Source organism: Pseudomonas sp. P1_A1 (genome assembly GCF_056406935.1).
In genome coordinates this window covers 348,134-372,066 of the sequence record NZ_JBFTZE010000003.1, presented here as the reverse complement: position 1 = coordinate 372,066, position 23,933 = coordinate 348,134, and the positions used below count along the sequence as shown (strand labels likewise).

The 23,933-nt window shown below is 59.9% G+C and carries 18 protein-coding genes; 3 read left to right on the top strand and 15 right to left on the bottom strand.

The window, feature by feature from the left end; all coding sequences use genetic code 11:
• Window positions 1-5: 5 nt before the first annotated feature.
• From AC1D2Q_RS06840 to AC1D2Q_RS06805, 8 genes are all read right to left on the bottom strand, one after another.
• Window positions 6-2,801: a malto-oligosyltrehalose synthase gene (locus AC1D2Q_RS06840; protein WP_477812704.1), complete on the bottom strand. Its 2,796-nt coding sequence runs from the start codon at window positions 2,799-2,801 to the stop codon at window positions 6-8.
• Window positions 2,798-4,876, bottom strand: a complete 2,079-nt coding sequence (gene malQ / locus AC1D2Q_RS06835; RefSeq protein WP_477812703.1) for a 4-alpha-glucanotransferase — start codon at window positions 4,874-4,876, stop codon at window positions 2,798-2,800. The genes AC1D2Q_RS06840 and malQ overlap by 4 nt, the downstream gene beginning before the upstream one ends.
• On the bottom strand, window positions 4,873-6,669 hold the full coding sequence (gene treZ / locus AC1D2Q_RS06830; protein ID WP_477812702.1) for a malto-oligosyltrehalose trehalohydrolase: 1,797 nt from the start codon (window positions 6,667-6,669) through the stop codon (window positions 4,873-4,875). The genes malQ and treZ overlap by 4 nt, the downstream gene beginning before the upstream one ends.
• A 13-nt stretch (window positions 6,670-6,682) precedes the next feature.
• A complete protein-coding gene (gene glgA, locus AC1D2Q_RS06825) occupies window positions 6,683-8,269 on the bottom strand; it encodes a glycogen synthase GlgA (RefSeq protein ID WP_477812701.1) in 1,587 nt (528 codons plus the stop codon).
• Between the two features lie 568 nt (window positions 8,270-8,837).
• Window positions 8,838-9,791 carry a D-2-hydroxyacid dehydrogenase family protein gene (locus tag AC1D2Q_RS06820; RefSeq protein ID WP_477812700.1) on the bottom strand — a complete coding sequence of 318 codons (954 nt, stop codon included), beginning with the start codon at window positions 9,789-9,791 and terminating at the stop codon, window positions 8,838-8,840.
• 36 nt (window positions 9,792-9,827) lie between these two features.
• Window positions 9,828-10,274 (bottom strand): YqaA family protein, encoded by a 447-nt coding sequence (locus AC1D2Q_RS06815; protein WP_477812699.1) that lies wholly within the window; start codon window positions 10,272-10,274, stop codon window positions 9,828-9,830.
• Window positions 10,274-10,720 carry a DUF411 domain-containing protein gene (locus AC1D2Q_RS06810; protein ID WP_123722935.1) on the bottom strand — a complete coding sequence of 149 codons (447 nt, stop codon included), beginning with the start codon at window positions 10,718-10,720 and terminating at the stop codon, window positions 10,274-10,276. The genes AC1D2Q_RS06815 and AC1D2Q_RS06810 overlap by 1 nt, the downstream gene beginning before the upstream one ends.
• A gap of 330 nt (window positions 10,721-11,050) precedes the next feature.
• The gene (locus AC1D2Q_RS06805; protein ID WP_477812698.1) at window positions 11,051-12,046 is read right to left on the bottom strand and encodes an aldo/keto reductase; all 996 of its coding nucleotides are present in this window, start codon (window positions 12,044-12,046) and stop codon (window positions 11,051-11,053) included.
• A 115-nt stretch (window positions 12,047-12,161) separates the two neighbouring features.
• Here AC1D2Q_RS06805 and AC1D2Q_RS06800 point away from each other — a divergent pair, with 115 nt between their 5' ends.
• Window positions 12,162-13,088, top strand: coding sequence for a LysR family transcriptional regulator (locus AC1D2Q_RS06800; protein ID WP_477812697.1), 927 nt, complete (start codon window positions 12,162-12,164; stop codon window positions 13,086-13,088).
• Here AC1D2Q_RS06800 and AC1D2Q_RS06795 read toward each other — a convergent pair.
• The 6 genes from AC1D2Q_RS06795 to AC1D2Q_RS06770 all read right to left on the bottom strand — a co-directional run bounded on the left by AC1D2Q_RS06795 (window position 13,077) and on the right by AC1D2Q_RS06770 (window position 20,598).
• Window positions 13,077-14,036 (bottom strand): GNAT family N-acetyltransferase, encoded by a 960-nt coding sequence (locus tag AC1D2Q_RS06795; protein ID WP_477812696.1) that lies wholly within the window; start codon window positions 14,034-14,036, stop codon window positions 13,077-13,079. The genes AC1D2Q_RS06800 and AC1D2Q_RS06795 overlap by 12 nt on opposite strands.
• The gene (locus tag AC1D2Q_RS06790) at window positions 14,036-15,325 is read right to left on the bottom strand and encodes an AMP-binding protein (protein WP_477812695.1); all 1,290 of its coding nucleotides are present in this window, start codon (window positions 15,323-15,325) and stop codon (window positions 14,036-14,038) included. The genes AC1D2Q_RS06795 and AC1D2Q_RS06790 overlap by 1 nt, the downstream gene beginning before the upstream one ends.
• A 39-nt stretch (window positions 15,326-15,364) precedes the next feature.
• The gene (locus AC1D2Q_RS06785) at window positions 15,365-17,767 is read right to left on the bottom strand and encodes an aldehyde dehydrogenase family protein (protein WP_477812694.1); all 2,403 of its coding nucleotides are present in this window, start codon (window positions 17,765-17,767) and stop codon (window positions 15,365-15,367) included.
• 1 nt (window position 17,768) lies between these two features.
• Complete coding sequence (locus AC1D2Q_RS06780; RefSeq protein WP_477812693.1) at window positions 17,769-18,899, bottom strand: LuxE/PaaK family acyltransferase; 1,131 nt, start codon at window positions 18,897-18,899, stop codon at window positions 17,769-17,771.
• Window positions 18,900-18,920: 21 nt separating this feature from the next.
• On the bottom strand, window positions 18,921-20,162 hold the full coding sequence (locus tag AC1D2Q_RS06775; protein ID WP_477812692.1) for an MFS transporter: 1,242 nt from the start codon (window positions 20,160-20,162) through the stop codon (window positions 18,921-18,923).
• A 298-nt stretch (window positions 20,163-20,460) separates the two neighbouring features.
• Window positions 20,461-20,598 (bottom strand): hypothetical protein, encoded by a 138-nt coding sequence (locus AC1D2Q_RS06770; protein WP_477812691.1) that lies wholly within the window; start codon window positions 20,596-20,598, stop codon window positions 20,461-20,463.
• A gap of 158 nt (window positions 20,599-20,756) precedes the next feature.
• Between AC1D2Q_RS06770 and AC1D2Q_RS06765 the strand changes: the two genes are divergently transcribed.
• A complete protein-coding gene (locus AC1D2Q_RS06765) occupies window positions 20,757-20,945 on the top strand; it encodes a hypothetical protein (RefSeq protein WP_018926107.1) in 189 nt (62 codons plus the stop codon).
• Here the strand turns inward: AC1D2Q_RS06765 and AC1D2Q_RS06760 are convergent.
• Window positions 20,935-21,336 carry a hypothetical protein gene (locus AC1D2Q_RS06760; protein ID WP_018926106.1) on the bottom strand — a complete coding sequence of 134 codons (402 nt, stop codon included), beginning with the start codon at window positions 21,334-21,336 and terminating at the stop codon, window positions 20,935-20,937. The genes AC1D2Q_RS06765 and AC1D2Q_RS06760 overlap by 11 nt on opposite strands.
• A 234-nt stretch (window positions 21,337-21,570) precedes the next feature.
• On the opposite strand from AC1D2Q_RS06760, the gene pvdQ reads away from it, so the two are divergent.
• The gene (gene pvdQ, locus AC1D2Q_RS06755) at window positions 21,571-23,916 is read left to right on the top strand and encodes a bifunctional acylase PvdQ (RefSeq protein ID WP_477812690.1); all 2,346 of its coding nucleotides are present in this window, start codon (window positions 21,571-21,573) and stop codon (window positions 23,914-23,916) included.
• The last annotated feature ends 17 nt before the right edge of the window (window positions 23,917-23,933 follow it).

Genomic DNA, 23,933 nt, shown 5'->3' with positions numbered 1-23,933 from the left:
TGAACTCAAGTTTGGGTAGTTTGGATAAAGAGATTGACCGGGAAATCCCCCAGCGCGGCGCCGACCATCAGCTCCCTGTGTTTTGTGACTGCGACGCTGGTAAAAAGTCCCTTCAGATTTTCTTCGGCAGCCGCGTACGGCAATTTGATTCGGGTATCGCCCCACAGCGACGCGTCAATCTGTGGTTCGGCACTGTTTTCCAGCAGTTCGGCACAGCGTATCGGTACTGCCACGACAGCCCGTTTTCCCTGCCATTCTCGAGCAAACGCCAGCACCCGGTGAGCCTGGCTGCCGATCACTTCAAGGGCTTGATAAGTGCCTTTTTGAAACAACCCGACATGCTCGGCACGCCGGTTCAGCGCCCGGGCGATCAAGGTTTGCTTGATGCGCCCGTCACGCCAGTTCGCCAGCAGATCGGGCAGGTCAAGCGGTAGGTGCATGGCCTGCTGACGGCTGACGTAATCCACCGGCCGGCGGTTATCCGGATCGACCAGCGAGAAGTCCCAGAACTCGTTGCCCTGATAGAGATCCGGCACCCCCGGCACGGTCATTCGCAGCAAGGTTTGCGCCAATCCATTCAGTGCACCCGGGACGGCTATGCGTTGAGCGGCTGCATCAATGGCCGCGCGCAATGGCTGACCTTCGGGGCTCAGCAGCAGGCGTTCGAGAAACCCGTGGGTCGCCTGTTCATACGCCTCGTTTGACGCGCTCCAGCTGCTTTGCAACTTGGCTTCGCGCAGGGCTTTGCGTTGCCACTGCCAGAGGCGTTTGGCGTAGTCTTCGAGCGCAGGTTGATCGTCGCTACACAATTCCAGTGGCCAACTGCCGAGGATTGCTTGATAGAGAATCAGCTCGTCGCCCGCCGAGGGCGCGCCGGGGTCGCTGCGCAGTTCGCCCGCGAGGGTTCGCCAGTGCTCGACCTGTTCGGCGTACCAGGCGCTGCGCTCGCTCAACACCGCCAGCCGCGCGCGGGTGTCTTCACCGCGTTTGTGGTCGTGGGTCGCGGTGGCCAGCAGGTTGTCGGGGAACTCGGTGAGGCGATTGGCGCAGGCGGCATGGAAGTCGGCAACCGGGGCGCTGAACTGCTCGGTGTTGTAGCCGACATCGTTGCGCGACAGCAACACCGCCGAGCGATAAAGCGCGGTGTCTTCCACCGCTTTGGCCGCCGTCGGTGAGGTCAGTTGCTGGAAGCGCACGCACGCATGCTTGAGCAGTTTGCGTGAACGGCCCACCGGGCGCTTGCGCCAGGGTTGGCCACCGAGCCAGCCGGCCAGGCAATCGAGCACCGGCCAGTCGGCCTCGCCAAGGGTTTGCCTGGCACCGGCCATGGCCTGCTGGAAAAACGCCTCGTCCTGGGCCGCGCGACCCAACGGGCTGATGTAAGTGCGGTACACCGGGAAGTGCACGATCAGTTCCTGCAAGGCCCGCCGGATCGCGCCGAGGGTCAGGTCCCGGGTCATCAGGTCGTCCCGGGCCACTTGCAACAGGGCGTGGGCAACACTTTCGAAATCCCCGGCGAGGGAGCCGTTGAGTATCTGCTGGCGCGCCAGTTGTGCTTCCTGGCGGAAATCGGCGGGCCGCTCGCTGTGCCGGCTCCAGAGTTCGCCCAAGGTCTGTGCGCCTTCGGGGTCGTGTTGCAGCAGCGACAACTGGTTCATGAGTTCGTAACCGGTACTGCCATCGACGCACCAGTCGCGGTGCAGGGTTTCGCCTTCGCCGAGGATCTTTTCGACGTAGATCGGCAGGTGTCGGCCGGGTGCCAGATGATCGACCCGACGTCGCAGTTTGCGGCAGTAGCCACGCGGATCGGCGAGGCCGTCGATATGATCAATGCGCAGTCCGTCGACCAGACCTTCGGCCACCAGCTCGAAGATTTTTGCATGGGTCGCCTCAAACACCGCTGGCCGTTCGACGCGCAGGCCGCCCAGTTCATTGATATCGAAAAAGCGCCGCCAGTTGATGTCGTCCGCCGCGGTGCGCCAACTGGCCAGGCGATAACTCTGGCGCTCCAGCAGCGTGTGCAGGCGCTGGAAACCGTCGGGAGTGAGCGAGTCGTAAGTGTCGAGGGTGTGCTGGATGGCGTGCAGAATGGCCGGATCACTGGCCAGTTCCCGCAGCTCGGCTTTCAGTGGAATCGCCAGGCTGTACACGTCGGACTGATAACTCAAGGTGTCGAAGCGGTCTGCCAGGGATTTGAGCCGTTCAGCCTGCTCGGCATTCAATCGGTCATCGGCCTTGAGCAGTTCGCCGTAGTCGGTGGGGCATATCGGGAAGTGGTGTTCATAGTGCTCGACATGAAAGGCACCGCGCCGGGCATCGAAACGCAAGGGCAGGGTGCCGTCTTGCAGGGCGATGCCGTAGTCGCTACCTAGAAAAGGCAGCAGCAACTGGCCTTCCATCAACGGGTCGGGTGAGTGCCATTGAATGTCGAAGAACTCGCCGTAAGGGCTCAGCCGCCCCCATTCCAGCAAGTCGAGCCACCAGGGATTATCGCCCCCGCCGACAGCCATGTGGTTGGAGACGATGTCGAGAATCAGCCCCATATGATGTTCGCGCAACGCAGCGACCAAACGGCGTAACGCCGCTTCGCCGCCCAGTTCAGGGTTGACCGTGGTCGGGTCTACCACATCGTAGCCGTGCATGGAGCCCGCGCGGGCGGCGAGCAGCGGCGAGGCATAGAGATGGCTGATGCCCAGGCTGGAAAAATACGGCACCAGCGGCACCGCCTGATCCAGGGTGAAGCCTTTATGAAATTGCAGCCGCAGGGTCGCCCGCAGCGGCTGGCTGAGCGGTTGATTCATTGGTCACGCTCGGCCGCCTGAAGTCGCGCACAGGCGAGCAGTTCCAGGCGTCGAGCGGCATCCGGATCATCGAGCAGGGTTTCGCTGTCGCCGGGCAATCGGCGGGACCAGTTGGGGTGGGTGTCGGTGGTGCCGGGCAGGTTGGCCTGCTGTTCGATACCCAGGGCATCCTCCAGTGGCAGCAACACCAGCGGCGCGCGGGTATGACCGAGGAACCGGATGGCGGCGTCGAGCACCTGATCGGTTTCATGGGACTCTTCACGGAAATTCTGCGGGTCCTGACTCAGCACCCGACGCAAGCCTTCGCGCTCGCGTTCGCGATGTTGGCGCCATTGGATTTCACCCGTGGCGTCGACCAGGTCCAGGCGCGCGCTCCAATCGATATCGCGGCCATGCCACCAGCCATTGAGCGTCGGCAGGTCATGGGTGCTGGTGGTTGCCAGCGCATTGTCGGGCCAGTCGAGAATCGGCTTGAAGTGGGCGTTGTCCTGTTCGAACAGCAGCACGCGCATCCCGAGGATCGAGCGCGCGATGAGTTTTTCGCGCAGGCCATCAGGCACGGTGCCGAGGTCTTCGCCGAGGACGATGGCCTGATGCCGATGGGATTCGAGGGTCAGGAGGCGCAGCAGATCATCCACCGGATAATAAAGGTACGCTCCGTCGCTGGGCGGTGCGTCTTTAGGGATCACCCACAGCCGTTGCAGGCCCATGACGTGATCGATGCGCAGGCCGCCGGCATGGGCGAAATTGGCCCGCAGCATTTCGATAAACGCGCGAAAGCCGTTACGCACCAGACCTTCGGGGGAAAACGCGGAAATCCCCCAGCCCTGGCCGGTGCGGTTGAGGATGTCGGGTGGCGCACCCACGGTCAGCGAGGCGAGCAATTCGTCCTGGCGACTCCAGGCCTGGCTGCCGCCGCCGTCAGCGCCCACCGCCAGGTCGGCGATCAGGCCGATGCCCATGCCGGCACCACGGGCGGCGGTTTGTGCGCGCTCAAGGCTGCGCGCAATCAGCCATTGGCAGAACGCGTAATAGCCGATGCGGGCCGAGTTCTCTTCGGCAAATTGCGCCAGAGCGACGCTGCGCGGGTTACGCCATTGCTCGGGCCACTCGCGCCAGTCGAGGCTTTCACCGCGCCTTGCACGGGCTTCCTGGATCGCCTCGAAGCGGCAATGATTTTCCAGCGCTTCGCCACCGGCGTGACGGAAGCTGCTGAAGTCGGCATGCAAGGGGTGTGCGCCGTGGGTGAATCCTTCGTACAAGGCTTCCAGCAAGCGATGTTTGGCCTCGGCGGCGGTGGGCCAGTCGATCAGCGGCAATGCTTCGAGATGCTTGAGTTCGGCGGCCAGACCCGTGGCGTCGATCGCGGTGCGCAGGGCACGCTCACCGAGAATTGCACCGGGCGCCGCGTACAGGCTATTGAGGAACAAACGGCTGGACGGCGAGTAAGGGCTGTAACGCTGGGTGTCGCCGCTGAACATCGCATGCAGCGGGCTGATCGCCAGTGCTTCGGCGCCCCGTTCGCCGGCCACCCGGGCCAGGTCCTCAAGCGCCTGGGTGTCGCCGAAACCGCCATCGCCGGGCCGGCGCAGCGCATACAACTGCACGCTCAGGCCCCAGGCACGCGGGGTTTGACTGTCAACGGCGTCGCCGACGCTGTAGCAGCGCTCGGGCGCCACCGCCAGGGTGAACGACTGATCGTCGATGCTGACGTGCTGATAACCCACCGGCACCAAACCGGGCAAAACGGCGTTGTCATCGAGCTTGAGGTTGAGCCGCGAGCCGTCTTCGAGATGGATTTCACACGGGGTTTGCGGTGCGAAGTAGTGGGCCAGATCAAGGCCGACGCCCACGTCGCAGGTCAGCAGCGGCGGCAGATGGCGGGTTTGTTGCACCTCCTGCAGTTGCAGCAGGCTGGCATCGATTTCCTGGGCGGTGCTGGCGGGATGGCCAAGCCCGGCCAGCACTGAACGCAGCACCGCCGGGGTCACTTTCTGTGGACGGCCATTGGCGTCGATCCAGTCGACGGCCAGGCCGGCTCGGCTGGCCAGTATTTCCAGTTGCGTATCGCTCATGGGCGCTCTCCATCCGGGGGTAGCAAAGGGGCTGCGGCCGTGAGGCTGACGAGCGCGCAATACGGGGCAAGCATGCCCCGATTCAACAGACCGGCCGAGTGCGGCGGGTATTCGAACAGCAGTGTCGCGTCGGCCTGTGGGGAGTGGACCACGGGTGCGTCGCTGAGGTTCAGGTCAATGCGCAACTGACTGCCATCGCCCAGCCGCCAGCGTGCCGACACCGCACCCTCGGCCAGTACCTGCGCCCCCAGCGCGTGGGCGCCGGGCAGGTGCGGGATGATATGACGGTGGCGGATTTGCAGCAGTCGACGATACAGCTCATGAATGGCCGGTTGCCGGGTGGCGGTCAGCTTCGGCCGCGACGCTTCGAAAGTCTGCATCGCGTTCGGGTCGGGAATCTGCTCGCGTTTGTGCGGGTCGGCAAAGGCGCTGAAGGCCGCGAATTCGTTGCGTCGACCTTCGCGCACCAACTCCGCCAGCTCACCGTGGTGGCTGGTGAAGAACAGGAACGGTTGTTCGGCGGCGAACTCATCGCCCATGAACATCAGCGGGATCATCGGCGACAACAGCAGTAACACGGTGGCGGCGTTGAGCGCCTCGGAACGGGCCAGTTGATGCAGCCGCTCGCCAAAGGCGCGGTTGCCAATCTGGTCATGGTTCTGCAGGAACAACACGAAGGCTGTCGGCGGCAAGTGACCGCTCGGCTCACCGCGCGGCGTACCGTGACGGGTGATGTGCCCCTGAAACACGAAGCCCTGGCTCAGGCAGCGGGCGAGTTGTTCGGTGGGGTTCTGGGCATAGTCGGCGTAATAGGCATCGGTTTCGCCGGTGAGCAAAACGTGCAGGGCATTGTGGCCGTCGTCGTTCCACTGTGCGTCGAAACCTTGCTCCAGCAGGCTGGCCTGGTTGTGCTCGTTTTCCGCGATGAGCCACACGTGGCGCGGCGGGTCGATATGCTGGCGAACCCGCCGTGCCAGCTCCTGGAGGAAATCCGGGTCTTCGATGGCATGTACCGCATCCAGGCGCAGGCCGTCGAAGCGATATTCCAGCAACCACATCAACGCGTTGTCAATAAAGAAGTCGCGCACCTCGCGCCGCCGGAAGTCAATGGCCGCGCCCCACGGCGTGTGTTGGTCTTCGCGGAAAAAGCCTTTGGCGTAGCGATGCAGGTAATTGCCGTCCGGGCCGAAGTGGTTGTAGACCACGTCGAGAATCACCGCCAGGCCATGGCCGTGGGCCGTGTCGATCAGGTGCTTGAGTTGTTCGGGCGAACCGTAGGAGGCCTGCGGTGCGTAAGGCAGAACCCCGTCATAGCCCCAATTGCGCTCGCCGGGAAACTGCGCCAACGGCATCAGTTCGATGGCGGTAATCCCCAATTCGACCAAGCGCGCCAGATGCTGCTCGACCTCGCTGAAACCGCCGAGCGCACCGACATGCAGTTCGTAGATCACCGCCTCGTTCCATGGCCGACCTTGCCAGGCATTGTGTTGCCAGCGATAGGCGAGGGGATCGACCACCACGCTGTGGCTGCCGATATCGCCCGCTTGCGCGCGGGAGGCCGGGTCAGGCACCTCCAGTTCGCCATCGATGTTGTAGCGGTAGCGGGTACCCGCGGGGCAGCGGGTCTTGAGCACAAACCAGCCATCGGCCTGAGGCAGCAGTGGCAGGGATTGTCCGTTTTCCAGTTCAAGACTGACGTAATACGCATCTGGCGCCCACAAGGCAAAACGCGTGTGTTCAGCGTCCAGCATGATTGCGCCGTGGGGCCAGGTTTCAAGAGTCCGTAACGGCATCGTTGAAAACCTCTTACTGTTTGCCCGATTTACCCAGCGCTTTAGCCACCAGTTGTTCGTAGAGTTCGGCGTAGGGCTCGACCGCCTTGCACCAGTTGAAAGGCGCCGCCATGGCCCGGCAACGCATGGCGTTGAGCAGGCCGGGGAAGGCGAATACCTTGAACGCGCGGCTCAGGGCTTCGCGATAGCTCTCCACGGTGGATTCGTCGAAAAGAAAACCGGTCACGCCGTTTTCAATGGTGTCGGCCAGGCCGCCGGTATTGCGCGCCACCGGCAATGAGCCGAAGCGCTGGGCGTACATCTGGCTCAGGCCGCAAGGTTCGTAACGCGAAGGCATCAGCAGGAAATCACTGCCGGCAAACATCCGGCGGGCGTCGGTTTCATTGAAACCGATGTGCACGCCGATTTGCCCGGGGAAGCGCAACGCCAGCTCACGCATGGCTTGTTCTTCTTCCGGTTCGCCGCGGCCGATGATCGCAATCTGGCCGCCATTGGCGACAATGTATTCGGCCACCGCTTCGGTCAGGTCCAGGCCTTTCTGGTAGACAAGCCGCGAGACCACCGCGAACAGCGGGCCTTCGGAATCATCCAGGCCGAACAACCGGCGAACGTGCGCCGCGTTGACCGCTTTGCCGTCCCAGTCGCCGATGCCGAACGGGTGGAACAGGTGGGGATCGGTGGCTGCGTCCCAGCTTTCATCGATGCCATTGGGAATCCCGCTGAGCAGCCCTTGCTGGGTCTTGGCGGCGAGAAAACCGTCGAGGCCGCAGCCGAAGGCCGGCGTGGTGATTTCCTGGGCATAGGTGGCGCTGACGGTGGTGATGTGGCTCGAGTAGGCCATGCCGGCCTTGAGGAACGACATCTTGCCGTAAAACTCCATGCCTTCCTGCTGCAAGGCATGCACGGGAATACCGAGTTCCGGGCATGAGCCGAGGCTGGTCACGCCCTGGTACGCCAGGTTATGGATGGTGAACAGGGTCGGGGTGCGTTGGCCACGCCAGTGCATATAGGCAGGGGCCAGGCCGGCGGGCCAATCGTGGGCGTGCACCAGATCCGGGCACCAGTGAATTTGAGCGAGGTTGGCCGCGATATCGGCGGCCGCAAGGCCCAGGCGGGCGAAACGAATATGGTTGTCCGGCCAGTCGCGGCCGTTGTTGGCGCCGTAGGGCGAACCTTCGCGCTCGTACAGTTCTGGGCAGATCAACACGTAAATGACCAGGCCGTCGGGCATGTCCATGCGCCCGATCTTGCAGGGCGGCAACGCGGCGTGCCCGCCCAGTTCACCGATGATATGAATCGGATTTTCGCTGTTCAGCACTTGCGGGTAACCGGGGATCAACACCCGGACATCGTGCAGGTGAGCCATGGCTCGCGGCAGCGCGGCGGAAACGTCTCCCAGGCCACCGGTCTTCACCAGATCGGCAATCTCCGAGGTGACGAACAATACTTTTTTCTTGTTGGGATTCTGACGGACTACCGGTGCCAACGCCTTGGTGACCGGGATGCTGACCGATTTGGCTTTAAGGGCTCCCACGGTGCTGGCTTCGCCGACCTGTTGATGAGCACGTTCTCCCTGAACATCTAACGCCGTATTGATCATATGCATCTCCCCGTGTTGTTGATCTGATTCCAAACCTGGCACAAACGGTGTTGGCCAATTCCTGTGGCCGGGCGCAAACGCGCTACGCATCGGTGAGCAAGTGCTGCCCATGCGCTGAAGCTCAATGGGTGAAGTGGCTGTTGCAAGGAATGCACCAGTCGCTGTGCCCTACCTTTCAGCTGACCTGACGCCAGTACCAAAAGTTTCTATTTATTTCACCGAATGACCAGTCGGTTTTATTCCCCGAAAACAGTCTAGGCCAGAACCTGGAGGGGGGTGGTCAACCGGACAAATTGTTCGACAATCGGTTGGAGGAAGGTACAAAACACACGGGGTTTATGGGGGAACGCACCGACGAAGGGCAGGTTTGTTTTTTTGGGTGGGTCAAATCGGGACCGCGAGGTCACGATAGTTGGGCACGATGGAATAGGGGTTGCACCATTGCGGTGCGCAGGATTTAGGGGGTGTGATGGCATTGAGGGCCTCTTCGCGGGCAGGCCTCGCTCCCCAAGGGAATGCATTTCACTTTTGGGAGCGAGGCTTGCCGGCGAAGAACGATAACGCAGTCTCAGCCCAGCAACCGAATCGGCGCCCCGGCCCTCCAAGCCTGAATGTCCTCGATCATCTGCGAAAAGAACAGCTGATAGTTCTGCCGGCTGACGTACCCGACATGGGGCGTGGCCAACACATTGTTCAGCGTTCTGAAGGGATGATGGCGAGGCAGCGGCTCGTGCTCGAACACGTCCAGGGCCGCGCCCGCCAGGCGCTTTTTCTGTAGCGCCTTGATCAGCGCCGACTCATCGACAATCGGCCCGCGCGCAGTATTGACCAGCCATGCCGTGGGCTTCATCCAGTCCAGCGCCTGAGCGTCCACCAGCCCGCGACTGCGCTCGCTGAGCACCAGATGGACCGACAGCACATCGGCCTGCTCGAACAGTTCCTGCTTGCTGACATAGGTCACGCCGACTTCGGCCGCTCGTTCACTGGTGAGGTTTTCGCTCCACGCAATGACGCGCATGCCGAACACCAGGCCGAACCGGGCGACCCGTTGACCGATGCTGCCCAGGCCGAGGATCGCCAGCGTCTTGCCCTGCAAGTCGCCGCCCAGGCCTTGCTGCCAAAGGCCCGCGCGCAACGCGTTGGCTTCGGCCACCAGGTTGCGGGTCGCGGCCATGATCAGTGCCCAGGTCAGTTCTGGCGCGGCATGTCTGTAGCTGTCGGTGCCGCAGACCTGGATGCCCAGCGCGGTGGCGGCTTTCAGGTCCAGGGCGGCGTTGCGCATGCCGCCGGTGACCAACAGTTTGAGGGTGGGCAAGCGGCGCAGCAGGTCTTCGTCGAACCGGGTGCGCTCGCGCATCACGCAGATCACCTCGAATGCGCCCAGACGCTCGGCCAGGGTTTCGTTATTGGCCGGGTAGTCATGGATAAAACTCACCTGGCCGATGTTGTCCAGCACTGACCAGTCCACCACGTCGCGCGCCACGTCCTGCCAGTCATCGATCACCGCAATCTGCACCGCCATCAGCCTTACCTCTTCAACGAACGGGATTTGTTTTGTTCAGCCAGTCGGGAAACCCATCCAGCCTAGTGTGGCCATTGCCAGCACGCCATAGCGGGCACCCTTGGCGAGGGTCACGATCATCAGGAAACGCCCCAGCGGTTCACGCATGACGCCGGCCACCAGCGTCAGCGGGTCGCCAATGATCGGTACCCAGCTCAGCAGCAAGGACCAATGACCGTAGCGCTGATAATGCTTTTGGGCTTGTTGAAGATGACGAGGGCTGACCGGAAACCAGCGCCGCTCGCGAAACCGCTCGATGCCGCGCCCCAGCCACCAGTTAAGCAGCGACCCCAGCACGTTGCCCAGCGTTGCCACTGCCAGCAGTGACCAGAGCCAATACCGGTCGCTGAGCAACAGCCCCACCAGCACCGCTTCGGACTGCAAGGGCAGCATGCTGGCGGCGCCGAACGCCGCGAGAAACAGCCCGATGTAGGCGCCGAACATCAATGGGCGGGGTAGTCCGCCACCACCACATCAGTGCCGTCCTTTTTCAGGCCAATCACCTGATAGGCATCACTCATGCCGTCCATTTCCATGCCGGGCGAGCCCATCGGCATGCCGGGGGCGGCAACTCCCAACAGATCGTCACGCTTGCTCAAGGCCAGCACCTGATCGGCCGGCACATGGCCTTCGACGAATTTGCCGTTGATCAAGGCGGTGTGGCACGACGCCAGGCGAGGCGGCACGCCGTGTTGTTGCTTGAACTGGCTCATATCGGCTTCGACGTGGTCTTCGACCTTGAAGCCGTTGGCTTCCAGATGGCTGACCCATTTTTTGCAGCAGCCGCAATTGGCGTCGCGGTGAACTTCGATCGGGATCAGGTCGGCGGCCTGGGCCAGGGAGGAAATGAAGAGGGCGCTCAGGGCGGCCAGACGCAGGTGGGTTCGCATGGGAGTTTCGTCTCGGGTTGCGGCCAAAAAGATGCATTTTGACTCTTTTATCCGACTGGGTATTGCGCGAGTGTTTCGAAGTTATACAAGGTCGGCTAGCCAGATCATCACAGATCAATGCTGTCAGCTGAATGAGCGAGGAATGACAAAATTGTCAGGTGTGCCCCCCTGAGCGTCGAAAACCGGCGCTCAGGGGACTTACTGTAAAACTTGCAAGCCTACGGCAAGGGCAACGGGACAACACTACCCACTGACAAGGGCGTGAAGGCCAGGGCCTGACGTGGTCGGTTGCGTTGGCCCGCTCGAACTGCCCAGCGGGCCAGACAACGGCTACCGATCGAGCAACTTCATGACCTCTTCCGGATAGCGCAAGCCAGCGGTGGCATTGGCCGGGAATATCGCTTCAAGGGCCTGCAACTCTTCGCGGCTCAGTTTCACCTCCAGCGCGGCCACATTTTCCTCCAGGTATGTACGCTGTTTGGTGCCCGGAATCGGGATCAGGTAATCCCCTTGAGCCAAGACCCAGGCTAAGGCCAATTGGCCGGCTGTCACGCCTTTGTCGGCGGCCAGCGTTTGTACCTGCTGCACCAGCAACAGGTTCTTGGCAAAGTTTTCCCCTTGGAAACGCGGGCTGAAGCGACGGTAGTCGTCGGCGGCGAAGTCATCCGGGCTTTTCAGTGCCCCGGTCAAAAAGCCCCGGCCCAATGGGCTATAAGGTACAAAGGCCACGCCCAGGCGCTGGCATGCGGCCAGGCAACCGTTCTCTTCCTGATCGCGGCTCCACAGCGAATATTCACTTTGCAGGGCGCTGATCGGATGAACCTTGTTCGCTCGCTCCAGAGTGGCGACCGAGGCCTCACTCAATCCCAGGTAACGCACCTTGCCGGCCTTCACCAGTTCGGCCATGGCACCGACGGTTTCCTCAATGGCCACCTGCGGATCGATGCGGTGCTGGTAATACAAATCCAGGGTTTCCACGCCCAGGCGCTTGAGGGTGCCGTCGATTGCCGCGTGAATGTATTCCGGGCGACCGTTGACGCCACGCGCGCCGGGGTTGGACGGGTCGCGGACAATGCCGAACTTGCTGGCCAGGAACACTTGGTCACGCTTGCCGACAATCGCCTTGCCGATCAGCTCTTCGTTGGTGTGTGGGCCGTACATGTCTGCCGTGTCGAGCAGGTTGATCCCCAACTCCAGCGCGCGATGCAGCGTTGCCGTGGCTTCGCGGGTGTCCACGCCGGTGGTGTAGAAATCGGTCATGCCCATGCAACCCAGACCGATGGCTGACACCTGTGGTCCGTTCTTGCCCAGTTGACGTGTTTGCATGAAATGAACTCCCTGTGGATGTAGGCGCTTAGTGTCGATCTCGACAGAACGAAGATAAACCGGCTAAAAGTGCTATCACTGTTCGTAATTTCTAAATAATCATCGAGCCCTGACCATGGATCGTTTAAACGCCATGCGTGTATTCACGCGAATCGTCGAACTGGGCGGCTTCGCCAAGGCGGCGGACAGCCTGCAATTGCCGCGTGCCTCCGTGACCATTCTGATCAAGCAACTTGAGGCCCACCTGGGCGTGCAACTGCTGCAACGCACCACCCGGCAAATCAGCCTGACGCTCGATGGCGCAGCCTATTACCCGCGTTGCGTGCGGTTGCTGGCGGATCTGGAGGAAACCGAAGCCGTGTTTTCCGCTGCTCGCCACAACCCCAAAGGCCTGTTGCGAGTGGATATGCCGGCGGGAGTGGGGCGTTTGATGGTGATCCCGGCATTGCCGCAATTCACTGCACGCTATCCCTTGATCGAGCTGGAAATCGGTTTGAATGACCGGACTGTGGATCTGATCCGCGAAGGTGTCGATTGCGTGTTGCGGGGCGGCTCGGCCCTGGACGAATCACTGGTGGCGCGACCTCTGGCCACACTGGATCAGGTCACGTGTGCGAGTCCCGAATACTTGCAACGTTGCGGGACTCCTCGGTGTCTGGAGGATCTGAAGGGGCATCGGATGGTGGAGTACTTTTCCAATAGCACGGGCAAACGCTACGGACTGGAGTTTGTCGTCGATGGGCAGTTGCGGTTGATCGACCTGCCCAAGCACGTCGCGGTCAACAGCTCCGATGGCTATCTGGCAGCGTGTGAGGCGGGATATGGCTTGGTCCAGGCTCCGTATTATCACGTTGCCCGTCAATTGAAGGAGGGACGTTTGATCGAGGTCCTGAGGGATGTGCCGCCACCGGGTATGCCGCTGACGGCGCTCTATCCTCCTCATCGCCAGTTGTCCCGGCGGGTTAGGGTGTTTGTCGACTGGCTGGTGGAACTTTGCGCTCATTCGGATAATGGTTTTTACAGAGAAGACTCACGCGGCTGAGCGGGCACCGATGGGGACGTCGGCGCAGCGGTGGCCTATCGTGGCGTTGGCGTTCTGCTGTAGATCGTCATGCAACTGTTGCATGTGTGGGCAGTTCAGGTTGAGGGGGCGAGACTGGACACCTCGATGAAACAGCGCGAACCAACCATTGTCGCCTGGCGTAGGCATCAGGCCGGTGAAGGCGAAGCCCAGCGCCGAAAAGCTTCGCAAGTCTTGGGCGAAGTGCCGGGACAGTTCGAGTCGTGCCGAGATCAGCCAGTGCCTGGGCAGTCGCCAGAGTTGATCAAGCAAATCTTTGTTCAAACGCTGAATGACAATGTCGACTCGATGCTGGTTTTGCTCGATTTGCAAGGGCATCGCGAGGCGCGACGTGTCCTGGTGAGTTCCGAACACCGAGCACAAGTGCTGCATAAACGCTCGGCAGCTTTCGGGCCAGGAGATGTCGGGGAGCGGCCGTGTGTGTCCTTCGATTATATGGCAGCCCATCACCATGGTTTCCCGGAGTGGTTCGACAAATGGCGAAGGGACGTAATCGGGAAGCAGTCCAGTGCTGTGAAAACCGATTTTTTTTGCCATGCGTTGCGTGTAGGGATGGTGGGTCACTTGCTTGATCGAGACGTTTTCAAGCCCCAGAGCAGCTGCCTGCCTCAGCAGTTCGCGGCTCAGACAGGTCGCGAGACTCTGTCCCTGGGCAGACGGATGTACCACGGTGAGGGCCAGTTCCGCGGTATTCGAATGCGTGTCGCGTCGCAACGCGGCATGCCCGAGAACGCCAGCGTCGTCCACAGCCAGCATTGATTGCCAGTGACCCTCGGCATTGTGCCGACTGATCATGCTCGGCAGGTAAACATCCGGCTGAGGGTAATCATCGCCGTAGACTTCTTGAAACAATCGGCTCACTGCGTTTGCGTCGCAGGGACGGTAGGCGCGAACTATCAACCGGGTCATCACGCGAACTCCGGCGGGGCAACGTCATACACTCGCAAATCCAGCACCCGCAGTTGTTTGCCCGAGCGGGGGTGGAGCTTCAGGTCTGTGGCTGCGCAGGACAGTACCTGAAACTCCAGCAGACCCTCGCGGCCCAGGTCGTTGATGGCAGGGTATTGGGCAAGCAGCGCTTCACGTAATGCGCGAAGCACCGATTCGACGGGTTGTAACTGAAGTTCGGGCACCCACTTCACGCTCAACAAGTCCTTGGGGCCGGTCTGTTCGATCAGCAATTGCCATTGTTCGCTGTGTGCTACACGCTGAACGATCTCGTGTATTTCTTCGGTGAACAGCGACAACACACCTACTCGTATTCGTTGACTGTGGGCGCTGCGACCTTTGAGCGCGAATTTACGCATTGGGGTTTTGGTCGGCTCGCGCCAACAGGCACGGTCGCCCACCGGGTAACGCAGCAGCGGCATGAGCCGGCGTGACAGGTTGGTCAGTACCAACAAACCGGTGCGATCGCATTCCTCAATCACTTCACCGGTGTGTTCATCGACGATTTCCAGCAGGGTTTGTTGATCGAACACCCGATGCTCGCCCAATGCACAGTCGCGACCGCTGGCACCTATGAGCCCGGCGTCTACGCTGGCATAACCCATGGAGGCGATACGGGCATTGGGGAACACTTCCCCGAGGATTGCCAACTGCGGGGCAAACAGGCTTTCACCGCCATACAACAGCGTCTCGACCCCATACAACACCTGCTGATGCTGCGCCAGGTAGGCGCAGAATCGCAGCAGTTGTGCCGGTACTCCGACCAGAACGTTGATCCGATACCGCTCTATGGCATCTGCCAATACGTCCGACTCGACGTTCCCGGTAAATGGAAACTCACAGATGGATCGCTCGACATGGGCCAGGGAGTCGTGGACGAACAAAAAGCTGGCGTAGAGATCCCCTGAAAAAAACAGGTTGGCAACCCGGTCGCCATTGTTCAGTTGAGCTGAGAGGCTGGCGCCGAACGTGCTGACCAATGCTTGCCATTCCTCGGAGGAGTAAACCGCAAGTTTGCCCTGGCTGGTCGAGCCTCCGGTTTTAAATACCAGTGCGTCATCGACCTCTCCGGTCAGGACTGCCCAATGACTCAAGTCGTTGCTACCGGACCAATAGTCGGCCACATTGGTTAATGGCAGATCTTTTAAAGTAAGCCCGTTCGCGGGCAAGTGTTCCAGGTGTTTACGGTAGAAGTTGGAGTGTTGTCTTATATAAGGTACAAGTTGTTCAAGCGAGTAAGTTGGCTTCACGGCGTTCTCTTTTATAGTGAGCGTCTTGCGTCGACTTTTTTATTTTCGTTGATCGATAATTAACGGTGTTTTGCCACTGTGTTTGTTTCGGGTGAATGCTTGTTCAGTGCATGTCGTCACCTCCACAATTAAAAGTTCAGCGCGCACCGCATTCGCCAAGGCTTCGTGGGTCAGCAGTTTTTCGTGTACCCACGCGGCGTCTGCATCCGCGCGAACGTGCATTCGTTCGATCCCGTCGGCGTTGTAATCCAGGACCACTTGAATGGGGGATTCCACACTGAGCTCCAGCGCCGCAGGCTCAATGAATTCCGTGCCAATGCGCACCAGTTTGCCGTGCCGCTGCAGCAGTTCGAATCGTGGCGTCTCCAGTCCGCAAGGGCAGGCTCCGGGTATCCAGCGGCCGGTGTCCCCGATGTCATATCGGCGCACGTGCTGACCTTGCCGGGCGCGGGACGTAAACAGCAGCCGGCCGATCTCATGGGTCTGTACCGGCACATCCTGTTCGAGATCAACGATTTCCAGATGCTGGGTTTCGCTCATCAAATGGAATACGCCGTCCGCCGTTGCCCGGCAGGCGTGCCCCAGGGGGCCGGCATCGACGGAGCCATACATGGCGGAGCGAATCGTCGACACCCCACAACTTTCCATCAGGCGCCGACTGGCTTCTCCCGGATGTTCGCCGCCAAGGAATACTTTTCCGATACCGGCATAAGCGCGAAGTCGGGCCTGCTCTTTGAGAAACAGGCGATGCAGCGTACTGGGCATGCCGATCAGCACGGTGACACGCTGTTCCACGATCAGCCGGGCGATTTCGCTGAAGTCATCGTCCTGAGGAGCCCCCATGGGCAAATGCACAACACCCATCTGTTGAAGAATGTTGGAAAAACTGAAAAACCCACCATAAAGGTTGCCGCCGTAGAACAGGTTCATCACCCGGTCCAGTGACGGATCGAGGCCGACGCAGAACATGCCATCGGCTGCGGCGCGCATTTGTCGTTGAAAGTCTTGATAGCTGAATCCAGCCAACGCCGGCGTCCCGCTGCTTCCGCCGGAACGGAAGTACAGCTGTGCTGCGGACCCGATCGGCTGGGCCATAAAAGTGCATTTGTCCATGATCGCGTCATTAGATGTGTCAGGGGCAGGCGGAACCGGGTCGAGCGTCGCACGGCCCGTCGACACATGCGGGGGCAAACTCACCGAGAGGCGGCGACTCAGACGCGACAGCGCGTAGACGCCATCGTGGGGCTCACCGGTGTATCCGTCATGGATCGACTCGCAAGGCGCAATGCGACTGACGCCGGCATTGATCAATGTTCGAACGAACTCAGGCGTTTTTGCTGGGGGGCACATCAACGCGCAGCTTTGCAGGAAATTGCGCCAGGGCTGCAGCGTCTCGGCGAGCAGATGCTGCGGAACCGGTTTAAGCATAATCGTACGAAACAGTGGTGACGGCGCGAGCGTTTGATGGTGCTCCCAGATGACACGCCATCCGAGGCCGGTCCACACCTGGCCGGTCTGATTGGCAAAGCACTGGTCGAGCTGCGCCATGGCGGTTCGGGTAGTGATTTCCGATGCTTCCTGATCTGTCGGCGTTAACGCCGGCCAGTGTGGGGCGCGACGGATGAAGGCTTCGGCCAGTCGATCTCCGAGGTTCTGCAAGACGGCCGGATCGTTGCTGTCCACCAGCACCCATTGAGGGCTGGAACACGCCTGCTGATCCAGTCGACAGACTTCATCCACCAACGCATCGAGCGCCGAAGGGGTCGCCGCGTCAGGTGACAGATAGGCGAAGCTGATTTTGTGTCCCCAATCGATCCAGCGACAGCCGGACGGGATCTGCTGACGGATAGATTTAAGCGCCGTTTCTCCGCCCCAGGCGGACACTCCATCGGCCTTGGCGCAGAGTTGAGCAATGCACGAGGTGTTCACCGGCAGAACCGCTACGAATTCGGCCAGTCTGCCGCTGGTGTCGCACCGCACAAGGGCGGCGAGCAACTGTGCGGTCAAACCCTGATCGCTGGAGCTGGGGCGAAGCCAGTTGATGTTGCCGGCCAGCAGGCTTTCGAGGATCGCGCAGAACGCCAGCATCGGCGCATTGCCCGGGGTGATATGCACCACCAGCCCCAACGGGTGCCAGCTTTCGAAGCACGGCTGCCGGTAATCGATACGTCGCAGCGAACGCGGTTGCATGCCCAGTTCCCGCTCAAGCTTGGTGCTCAGGTTGCCGTGTTGGCAGAAATCGATAAGCCCTTGATATTGATCGTCGTCGAGGGGCAGATCCAGGCTACGAGTTTGCAACTGCGCCGCAAAGCGAGCGGCGGAGTCGATGACGGTCTCGCTATCGATCGGTGCAGAAAGCAGTCGCGGCAATGACTCTTGAAGGAGTTGCAGGGCGCTTTGCGGGGTGATGTCGTCACGCAACTGGCCATTGATCAGGTACATATCAAGCCTCCCCGATCAGTTCTGAAGCGGCCATGGCACAGCTGCGACTGGCGGTAGTGCCGGCACGTCCATGCAGCTCAAACCAATCGGTCGCCAAGCCGCATCCGCAACTTGTGCCGGGGTGCAATGTCGCCAGATCGCCCATGACCACAGCATGAGCAGGGCTGGATGAGATGTACGGGGAGACGAATTCCAGCAAGCCGCGCTGGCCGTAGGGCTGGACAGTGAAATCGTATGGGTTGCGCACGAAAACCTTCGAGTAAATCGGTACATGAAAATGATGGTGGGCACACTGGATATAGGGCACGGCATGCTCTACTGCGCCGTAACCGTCCCGACAGCGGGGCAGGTCGATACCCAATTGCCGGTTGATTCGGGCATACAACTTATGCAGGGGAATCTCCTGCGCGGCCTGGGTTTTCCAGCCACCCCCCAGAAACACCAATGACTGGGCAGGCAACTGCAAATCGGCCACGCAGGTGTCCTCCATGCATTGAAGTGCATGTGAAAGGAATGCCGGAAAACCGAGAATGCGAACGGGCAATCCTTCCTCGGCAAACTCCTGCAAGGCACGAATTACACCGAAAGGGTCGAATTCGTGGCCTTTTCCGGTCAGGCGCAAGCCGTAAACGACTCGGTTGACGGGGGCGTAGCTGCAAAGAAACTGATCGGTGTAGGCCGTGCCCAACGTGATGGCCGCCTCGGGTTCATAGCTCAGGAGCAGGTAATTGCAGGGGGTGTGCGGAGTATCCCAGCCGTAATGCCGGAAGATGTGGCTCACCATGCCTTGTGCCGCGGTCATGCTGCGATGGTCGTAGCGCATGCGACTCTTCTGGCCGCTGGTGCCGGATGATGTCAGCTCCAGCGCGTCTTCGCCTGAGGGGCCGAATACCAGATGACGTTTGAAGTAATTGGCGAAAATCGGCGGCAGCCTTGACCAATCGTCCAGTGTCTCCAGGGTGTTGGCATCAAGACCGTTGGCGTTCAGCCAGCGTTCGTATCCGGGCGTGTGATGGCAATGAAACAGACTGATTTCCCCCATGGCCTGATCGAACAGACCTTCTGGCATGGATTCCAGGCAATAGGGTTGCGTCAACGCGCAAAGCGCATCGGTGTGAGGTAGATGGATCATCAAAAGACCTGTGGGGTGGTGTCAGACGGCAAGCGTGATATGAGAGCGGCGCAGAAACAGTCGCAAGGGCGCCAGGCACGAGAGTCCCGCGAGACCGGCCATCAGGGCGAAGGTTTCAAGGCTGTCACCGGCACCCAGTGCGGCAATAATCGAGCCGCCGCCACCCATGACGGCGATGGAGATCATGCCGATCATGGCGGAGACCAGGCCTTTGCTGTCGTCGCTGGAGAACAGGGCGAGCCGGTACAGCGCGGCATTGCTCATGCCAAGACCGATGGCGTAAAGCGATAGGCAACTGACCAACAGCACCGTTGAAGCACCGGTGAACGTTATGGTGATCAATGCAATGAGCCCGCCGCAAAATGGCCAGAGCGCATATCGAATCAGTTGGGGCAGTTCAGTGTTGGCAATCAATCGGTTGAGTATCAGATTGCCGAGAATGACGGCCGCAAATACCGGGATTTGCCACAGGCCATACTGCAGAGGAGAAAGTCCCTGGCTCTGGATCAGCAAGATTGGCGCCAAGCCGATCCAGGCAATCAACGGCAAGCTCATGAGTCCCAGGGCGACGGTAGCGCTCAGGAATTGTGTGTTGGTGAGCAACGCGGCGTATCGGCGCACAGTGCCACTCCATTCAAAGGGCACTGCGGCCAATTGTTGACCGTCCTGGCGCACAGTGCCCACGGTTTCCGGCATGAACAGGTAAAGCCCGAGCCAGACCGTCGCGCCGCCGACACCCAACACTAAAAACAGCTCCCGCCAGGAAAGCCATTCCAGCGCCAGGCTGCCAAGCAGGGGGCCGAGCAGCGGGGAGAGCAGCGCAACGTTCCCCAGCAACGCCATGATTTTTACCGCATCGGCTTCACAGAAGACTTCTTGCAGGGCTGGATAACTGACTGCAATGACAAATCCCAATCCGATGCCCTGAATCAGGCGCAAGCCGTTGAAGGCAAGAATGCTCTGCACGTAGAACGCCATGGCACAGGCCAGGGCGAACACTGCACAACCGATGAGCAACAGCCTGCGACGACCGAAGTGATCGGACAATGGTCCGATAAGCCACTGCAGCAGAATGCCGCCAATCAAGTAAAGATTGAAGGCATATGGAACGTGACTCGGACTGGCATCCAGCTGATGGGTTACGGTCAACATGGCCGGCATAATCATATCGCTGGCCATATAAGTCAGCAGCTCGAAAAGAGTGATCGCAAGACAAAAACCAAATAATCGAGGCGGACTTATATCTATCAAAGGCTTGCGCATGGTGTTCCTGTTGGTGCTAGAAGTTGGATAAGGCAGTAGCGCAAGAGTAACCGTGGTACATGAATAATTACATGTGCTTATTTGAGGCTAAGAGTTTCAAAATTTTTCGTTATGTGTCTGATTGGAAGTTAAGGGGAAAGATGAGTGGGGTTCGGTAAAAAAAATACAGCGAAATAAGAATAGTCCTACACAAAAAATGCCCGCTATAGAGCAGGCATTTGTACGCGACTTGTAGGATAAGTTCTTGCTCTTGTGAGTGAATAGCAAGTTATTCACTGGTCAAGAAAGCAGTTTAGCGTTATCGATGCTGATAGTAGCCGTGTCCGTCACGGTCGTAATGGTGGCCGCCATGCCAGCCGTTATTAGGAAAAATGATGCAGCCACTCAGGGTCAGGAGGGCGAGCAGTGGAATCAGCCGTGTGATTCGACGGAGCATTGTAAAAATCCTCATGGTTATCGCCGCAATGAAGTCAAAACTCTTCATCGGCTGTAACATGAGACCCCGTTTGCAGCCCCGCATTCGTACAGAACTGTAGGGGGTTGGTATGCAATTGGATACAAACCGGATACATTTTTTTGGTTCAGGAACCCGTAATGACCCAGTCGCAACGTTTGAAATACTCGATTCTGATTTCCCTGGTGGTACTGGGGATCATGTTCGGCCTTTCCTGGCTGCAGAACGCAGGGTTCATCAGCGAGAAGCTGTTCCAGTACATCGCCATTGGCGTGGCGGTGGTCGTGGTGGTCATCAATGGCGTGATGCGTCGCAAGGTCAAGCCTTGAGCGACGCCTGCTGGCCTGATTGCTCACCATGAAGGACAGCTACAGCCTGTGGATGCAGGCTGTAGCTTTTGTCCGGATTGAGCGTGATCACGCCTTCACTGCACAGGCGTTTCAACACTTCGCGGACACTGAGAAAGGACAGGGGAATGTCCAGGTCCAGCAAATGACTGTGCACACCGCGCACACCCAGGCTGCGGTCGCCTTCGGCGGCGCTTAGCAAGGCGTCGATGACTTTCAGGCGAATCAGGCTGGTCCGCAGGCCAAAGCACTTGAGCAAAAACCTGATCCGTTCGTTGCCCTGGCGTTCGGTCTGTTGATTGCAGGCACCGGAGCTCATGGCGCTGCCCTTTGATGCATGGCTACCATCCGTTGGCAGTTGCGGGTTGTACATGCAAAAACTCCTTTCCAGAGCCTGATCATGAAAATGTGATGGGTGCTCTTGATCAATAAGACGAACGAGCCGGGAAATAATGAAGACCTGCATGTAGAAAATTTGTCGCCGCGACGTCAGCGCTCTGTGAGAAGGGCATTGGGGATGCCCTCAAAGACCTAATTTTTTTGGTGTTTGCTTCGTTTTTCTGGAAGGCGCATTGCGTGTCATACGTCTTTTCGATCAGGAGCGAGCGTGATTATTTCCAGGCAGTTAACCAGGTTGAGCCTGGCGGGTGTGTTTCTGGGGCTGAGCTTTGCGGCAAACGCGCGCAGTCAGCCAGAGCAGGCGACGGCCGACATCCGTCGAACCAGTTTCGGCGTACCGCATATCCGCGCCGAAAACGAGCGCGGGCTCGGCTATGGCATTGGCTATGCCTACGCTCAAGACAACTTGTGCTTGCTGGCCAATGAGATCGTCACCGTCAATGGCGAGCGTTCGCGGTATTTTGGCCCGGAGCAGGTGACGCTCGAGGAGCGCGGCAACCTGGCCAGCGATCTGTTTTTCAACTGGCTGAACACCCCTGAGGCTGTCGCCGGTTTCTGGCAGGCGCAAACTCCGGAAGTCCGTGAGCTCATTGAAGGTTATGTGGCGGGTTACAACCGTTCGCTGACAGAGCGTCGAGCGCAAGGTTTACCGCAGCAATGCCAGGCTGAATGGGTGCGCGCAATTACCGCCCAGGACCTGGTCAAGTTGACTCGTCGATTGTTGGTCGAAGGCGGCGTGGGCCAGTTTGCCGAAGCACTGGCCGGTGCGACTCCGCCTAAAACCATCGCTCATGCGGCAGACGACCCGGCGTCGTTCCAGTTGGCGGTTTCGCGCATGCAACGCTTCGCTCTGGATCGCGGCAGTAACGCCGTGGCGATTGGCAGCGAGCGTTCGTTCAACGGTCGTGGAATGCTGCTGGCCAACCCACATTTCCCTTGGGGCGGCGGGATGCGTTTCTATCAGATGCACCTGACCATTCCCGGCAAACTGGATGTGATGGGCGCCGCGTTGCCCGGTCTGCCGATGATTAACATCGGGTTCAATCAGCATCTGGCATGGACCCACACCGTGGATTCGTCCAAGCACTTCACCTTGTATCGCCTGCAACTCGATCCGAAGGAGCCGACCCGCTACCTGCTCGATGGCAAGTCCTTGCCGATGAAAAAGCAGACCCTGGCAGTCAGCGTGAAGCAACCCGATGGCCAGACCCGGCAGATTTCCCATGTGGTCTATAGCTCGGCGTTCGGGCCGATTGTGCAATGGCCCGGAAAACTGGACTGGAACAATCAGTTTGCCTACAGCCTGCGCGATGCCAACCTGGATAACGACCGGGTCTTGCAGCAGTGGTACGCGATGAACCGGGCCGCAAGCCTCAAGGATTTACAGGCTTCGGTGCACAAGATTCAGGGGATTCCATGGGTCAACACCCTGGCGGTGGACGATCAGGGGCAGACGCTTTACATGAACCTGTCGGTGGTGCCGAACGTCAGCGCCGAGAAGTTGGCCAAGTGCAGCGATCCACGGGCCGGATTGCAGATGATCTTGCTCGATGGCTCCAACAGCGCCTGCGCCTGGGACATCGACCCGCACGCCGCGCAACAAGGCATTTATGCCGCAGACAAATTGCCGCAACTGTTGCGCAAGGATTTTGTGCAGCATTCCAACGATTCGGCCTGGATGGCCAACCCGGCACAACCGCTCACCGGTTTCTCGCCATTGATCAGTCAGGACAGCCAGCCATTGGGGCTGCGTTCGCGCTTCGCCCTGGAGCGCCTGAGCTTTTTAAACAAGGCGGGTCCTATCGCGGCGGCGGATCTGCAACACATGGTGATGGACGATCAGGTGTATCAGGCGGCCCTGGTGATGCCAGACCTGCTGCAATTCTGTGCCGCGGACCTCGGCACCGATGCGCCGACGCTGACGCCCTTGTGTGCCAGTCTCAAGGCTTGGGATCACCGAGTGAATCTGGACAGTGGGCTGGGCTTTTTGCATTTTCAGAACGTCATGCTGGCGTTGCAGCAAACCCCTGACTTCTGGCGTGTGGCGTTCGATACGAAGGATCCGCAACACACCCCGAGTGGCCTGGCCACCGAACGGCCGGAAGTCGCCAAAGCGGTTCGGGCGGCGATGCTGGCTTCGGTAGAAAAGGTCGAGACCCTTGGCCTGAAGGCCGACAGCCGCTGGGGCGATATCCAGGTGGCCAGCAGTGGCGGGCAGCAAACGCCGATCCATGGCGGGCCGGGCACGCTGGGGGTGTATAACGCCATTCAAAGTGTGCCGAGAACCGACGGCAAACGTGAAGTCGTCAGTGGCACCAGCTATTTGCAGGTGGTGACGTTCGATGACAAGGGGCCGCAGGCTCAGGGTTTGCTGGCATTCTCGTTGTCCAGTGACCCGGCGTCGAAGTATTCCCGGGACCAGACACAGGCCTTTTCGAAGAAACAGTTGAGTGTGTTGCCATTTACCGAGCAGCAGATCACGGCTGATCCGCAGTACCAGGCTCAGACGATCCGCGAGCAGGATGAAAAAGCAGGGAAGATCGCCGCGCAGTAACAGCGATAGCGTTTAAA

What these genes read in the sequence shown, in the direction of transcription:
- malQ (WP_477812703.1), bottom strand. Translation starts at nt 4,876, where the DNA reads ATGAGCGATACGCAACTGGAAATACTGGCCAGCCGAGCCGGCCTGGCC.
- AC1D2Q_RS06775 (WP_477812692.1), bottom strand. Translation starts at nt 20,162, where the DNA reads ATGCGCAAGCCTTTGATAGATATAAGTCCGCCTCGATTATTTGGTTTT.
- AC1D2Q_RS06800 (WP_477812697.1), top strand. Translation starts at nt 12,162, where the DNA reads ATGGATCGTTTAAACGCCATGCGTGTATTCACGCGAATCGTCGAACTG.
- AC1D2Q_RS06780 (WP_477812693.1), bottom strand. Translation starts at nt 18,899, where the DNA reads ATGATCCATCTACCTCACACCGATGCGCTTTGCGCGTTGACGCAACCC.
- AC1D2Q_RS06820 (WP_477812700.1), bottom strand. Translation starts at nt 9,791, where the DNA reads ATGGCGGTGCAGATTGCGGTGATCGATGACTGGCAGGACGTGGCGCGC.
- glgA (WP_477812701.1), bottom strand. Translation starts at nt 8,269, where the DNA reads ATGATCAATACGGCGTTAGATGTTCAGGGAGAACGTGCTCATCAACAG.
- AC1D2Q_RS06785 (WP_477812694.1), bottom strand. Translation starts at nt 17,767, where the DNA reads ATGTACCTGATCAATGGCCAGTTGCGTGACGACATCACCCCGCAAAGC.
- treZ (WP_477812702.1), bottom strand. Translation starts at nt 6,669, where the DNA reads ATGCCGTTACGGACTCTTGAAACCTGGCCCCACGGCGCAATCATGCTG.
- AC1D2Q_RS06795 (WP_477812696.1), bottom strand. Translation starts at nt 14,036, where the DNA reads ATGACCCGGTTGATAGTTCGCGCCTACCGTCCCTGCGACGCAAACGCA.
- AC1D2Q_RS06815 (WP_477812699.1), bottom strand. Translation starts at nt 10,274, where the DNA reads ATGTTCGGCGCCTACATCGGGCTGTTTCTCGCGGCGTTCGGCGCCGCC.
- AC1D2Q_RS06770 (WP_477812691.1), bottom strand. Translation starts at nt 20,598, where the DNA reads ATGCTCCGTCGAATCACACGGCTGATTCCACTGCTCGCCCTCCTGACC.
- AC1D2Q_RS06805 (WP_477812698.1), bottom strand. Translation starts at nt 12,046, where the DNA reads ATGCAAACACGTCAACTGGGCAAGAACGGACCACAGGTGTCAGCCATC.
- AC1D2Q_RS06765 (WP_018926107.1), top strand. Translation starts at nt 20,757, where the DNA reads ATGACCCAGTCGCAACGTTTGAAATACTCGATTCTGATTTCCCTGGTG.
- AC1D2Q_RS06760 (WP_018926106.1), bottom strand. Translation starts at nt 21,336, where the DNA reads ATGTACAACCCGCAACTGCCAACGGATGGTAGCCATGCATCAAAGGGC.
- AC1D2Q_RS06810 (WP_123722935.1), bottom strand. Translation starts at nt 10,720, where the DNA reads ATGCGAACCCACCTGCGTCTGGCCGCCCTGAGCGCCCTCTTCATTTCC.
- AC1D2Q_RS06840 (WP_477812704.1), bottom strand. Translation starts at nt 2,801, where the DNA reads ATGAATCAACCGCTCAGCCAGCCGCTGCGGGCGACCCTGCGGCTGCAA.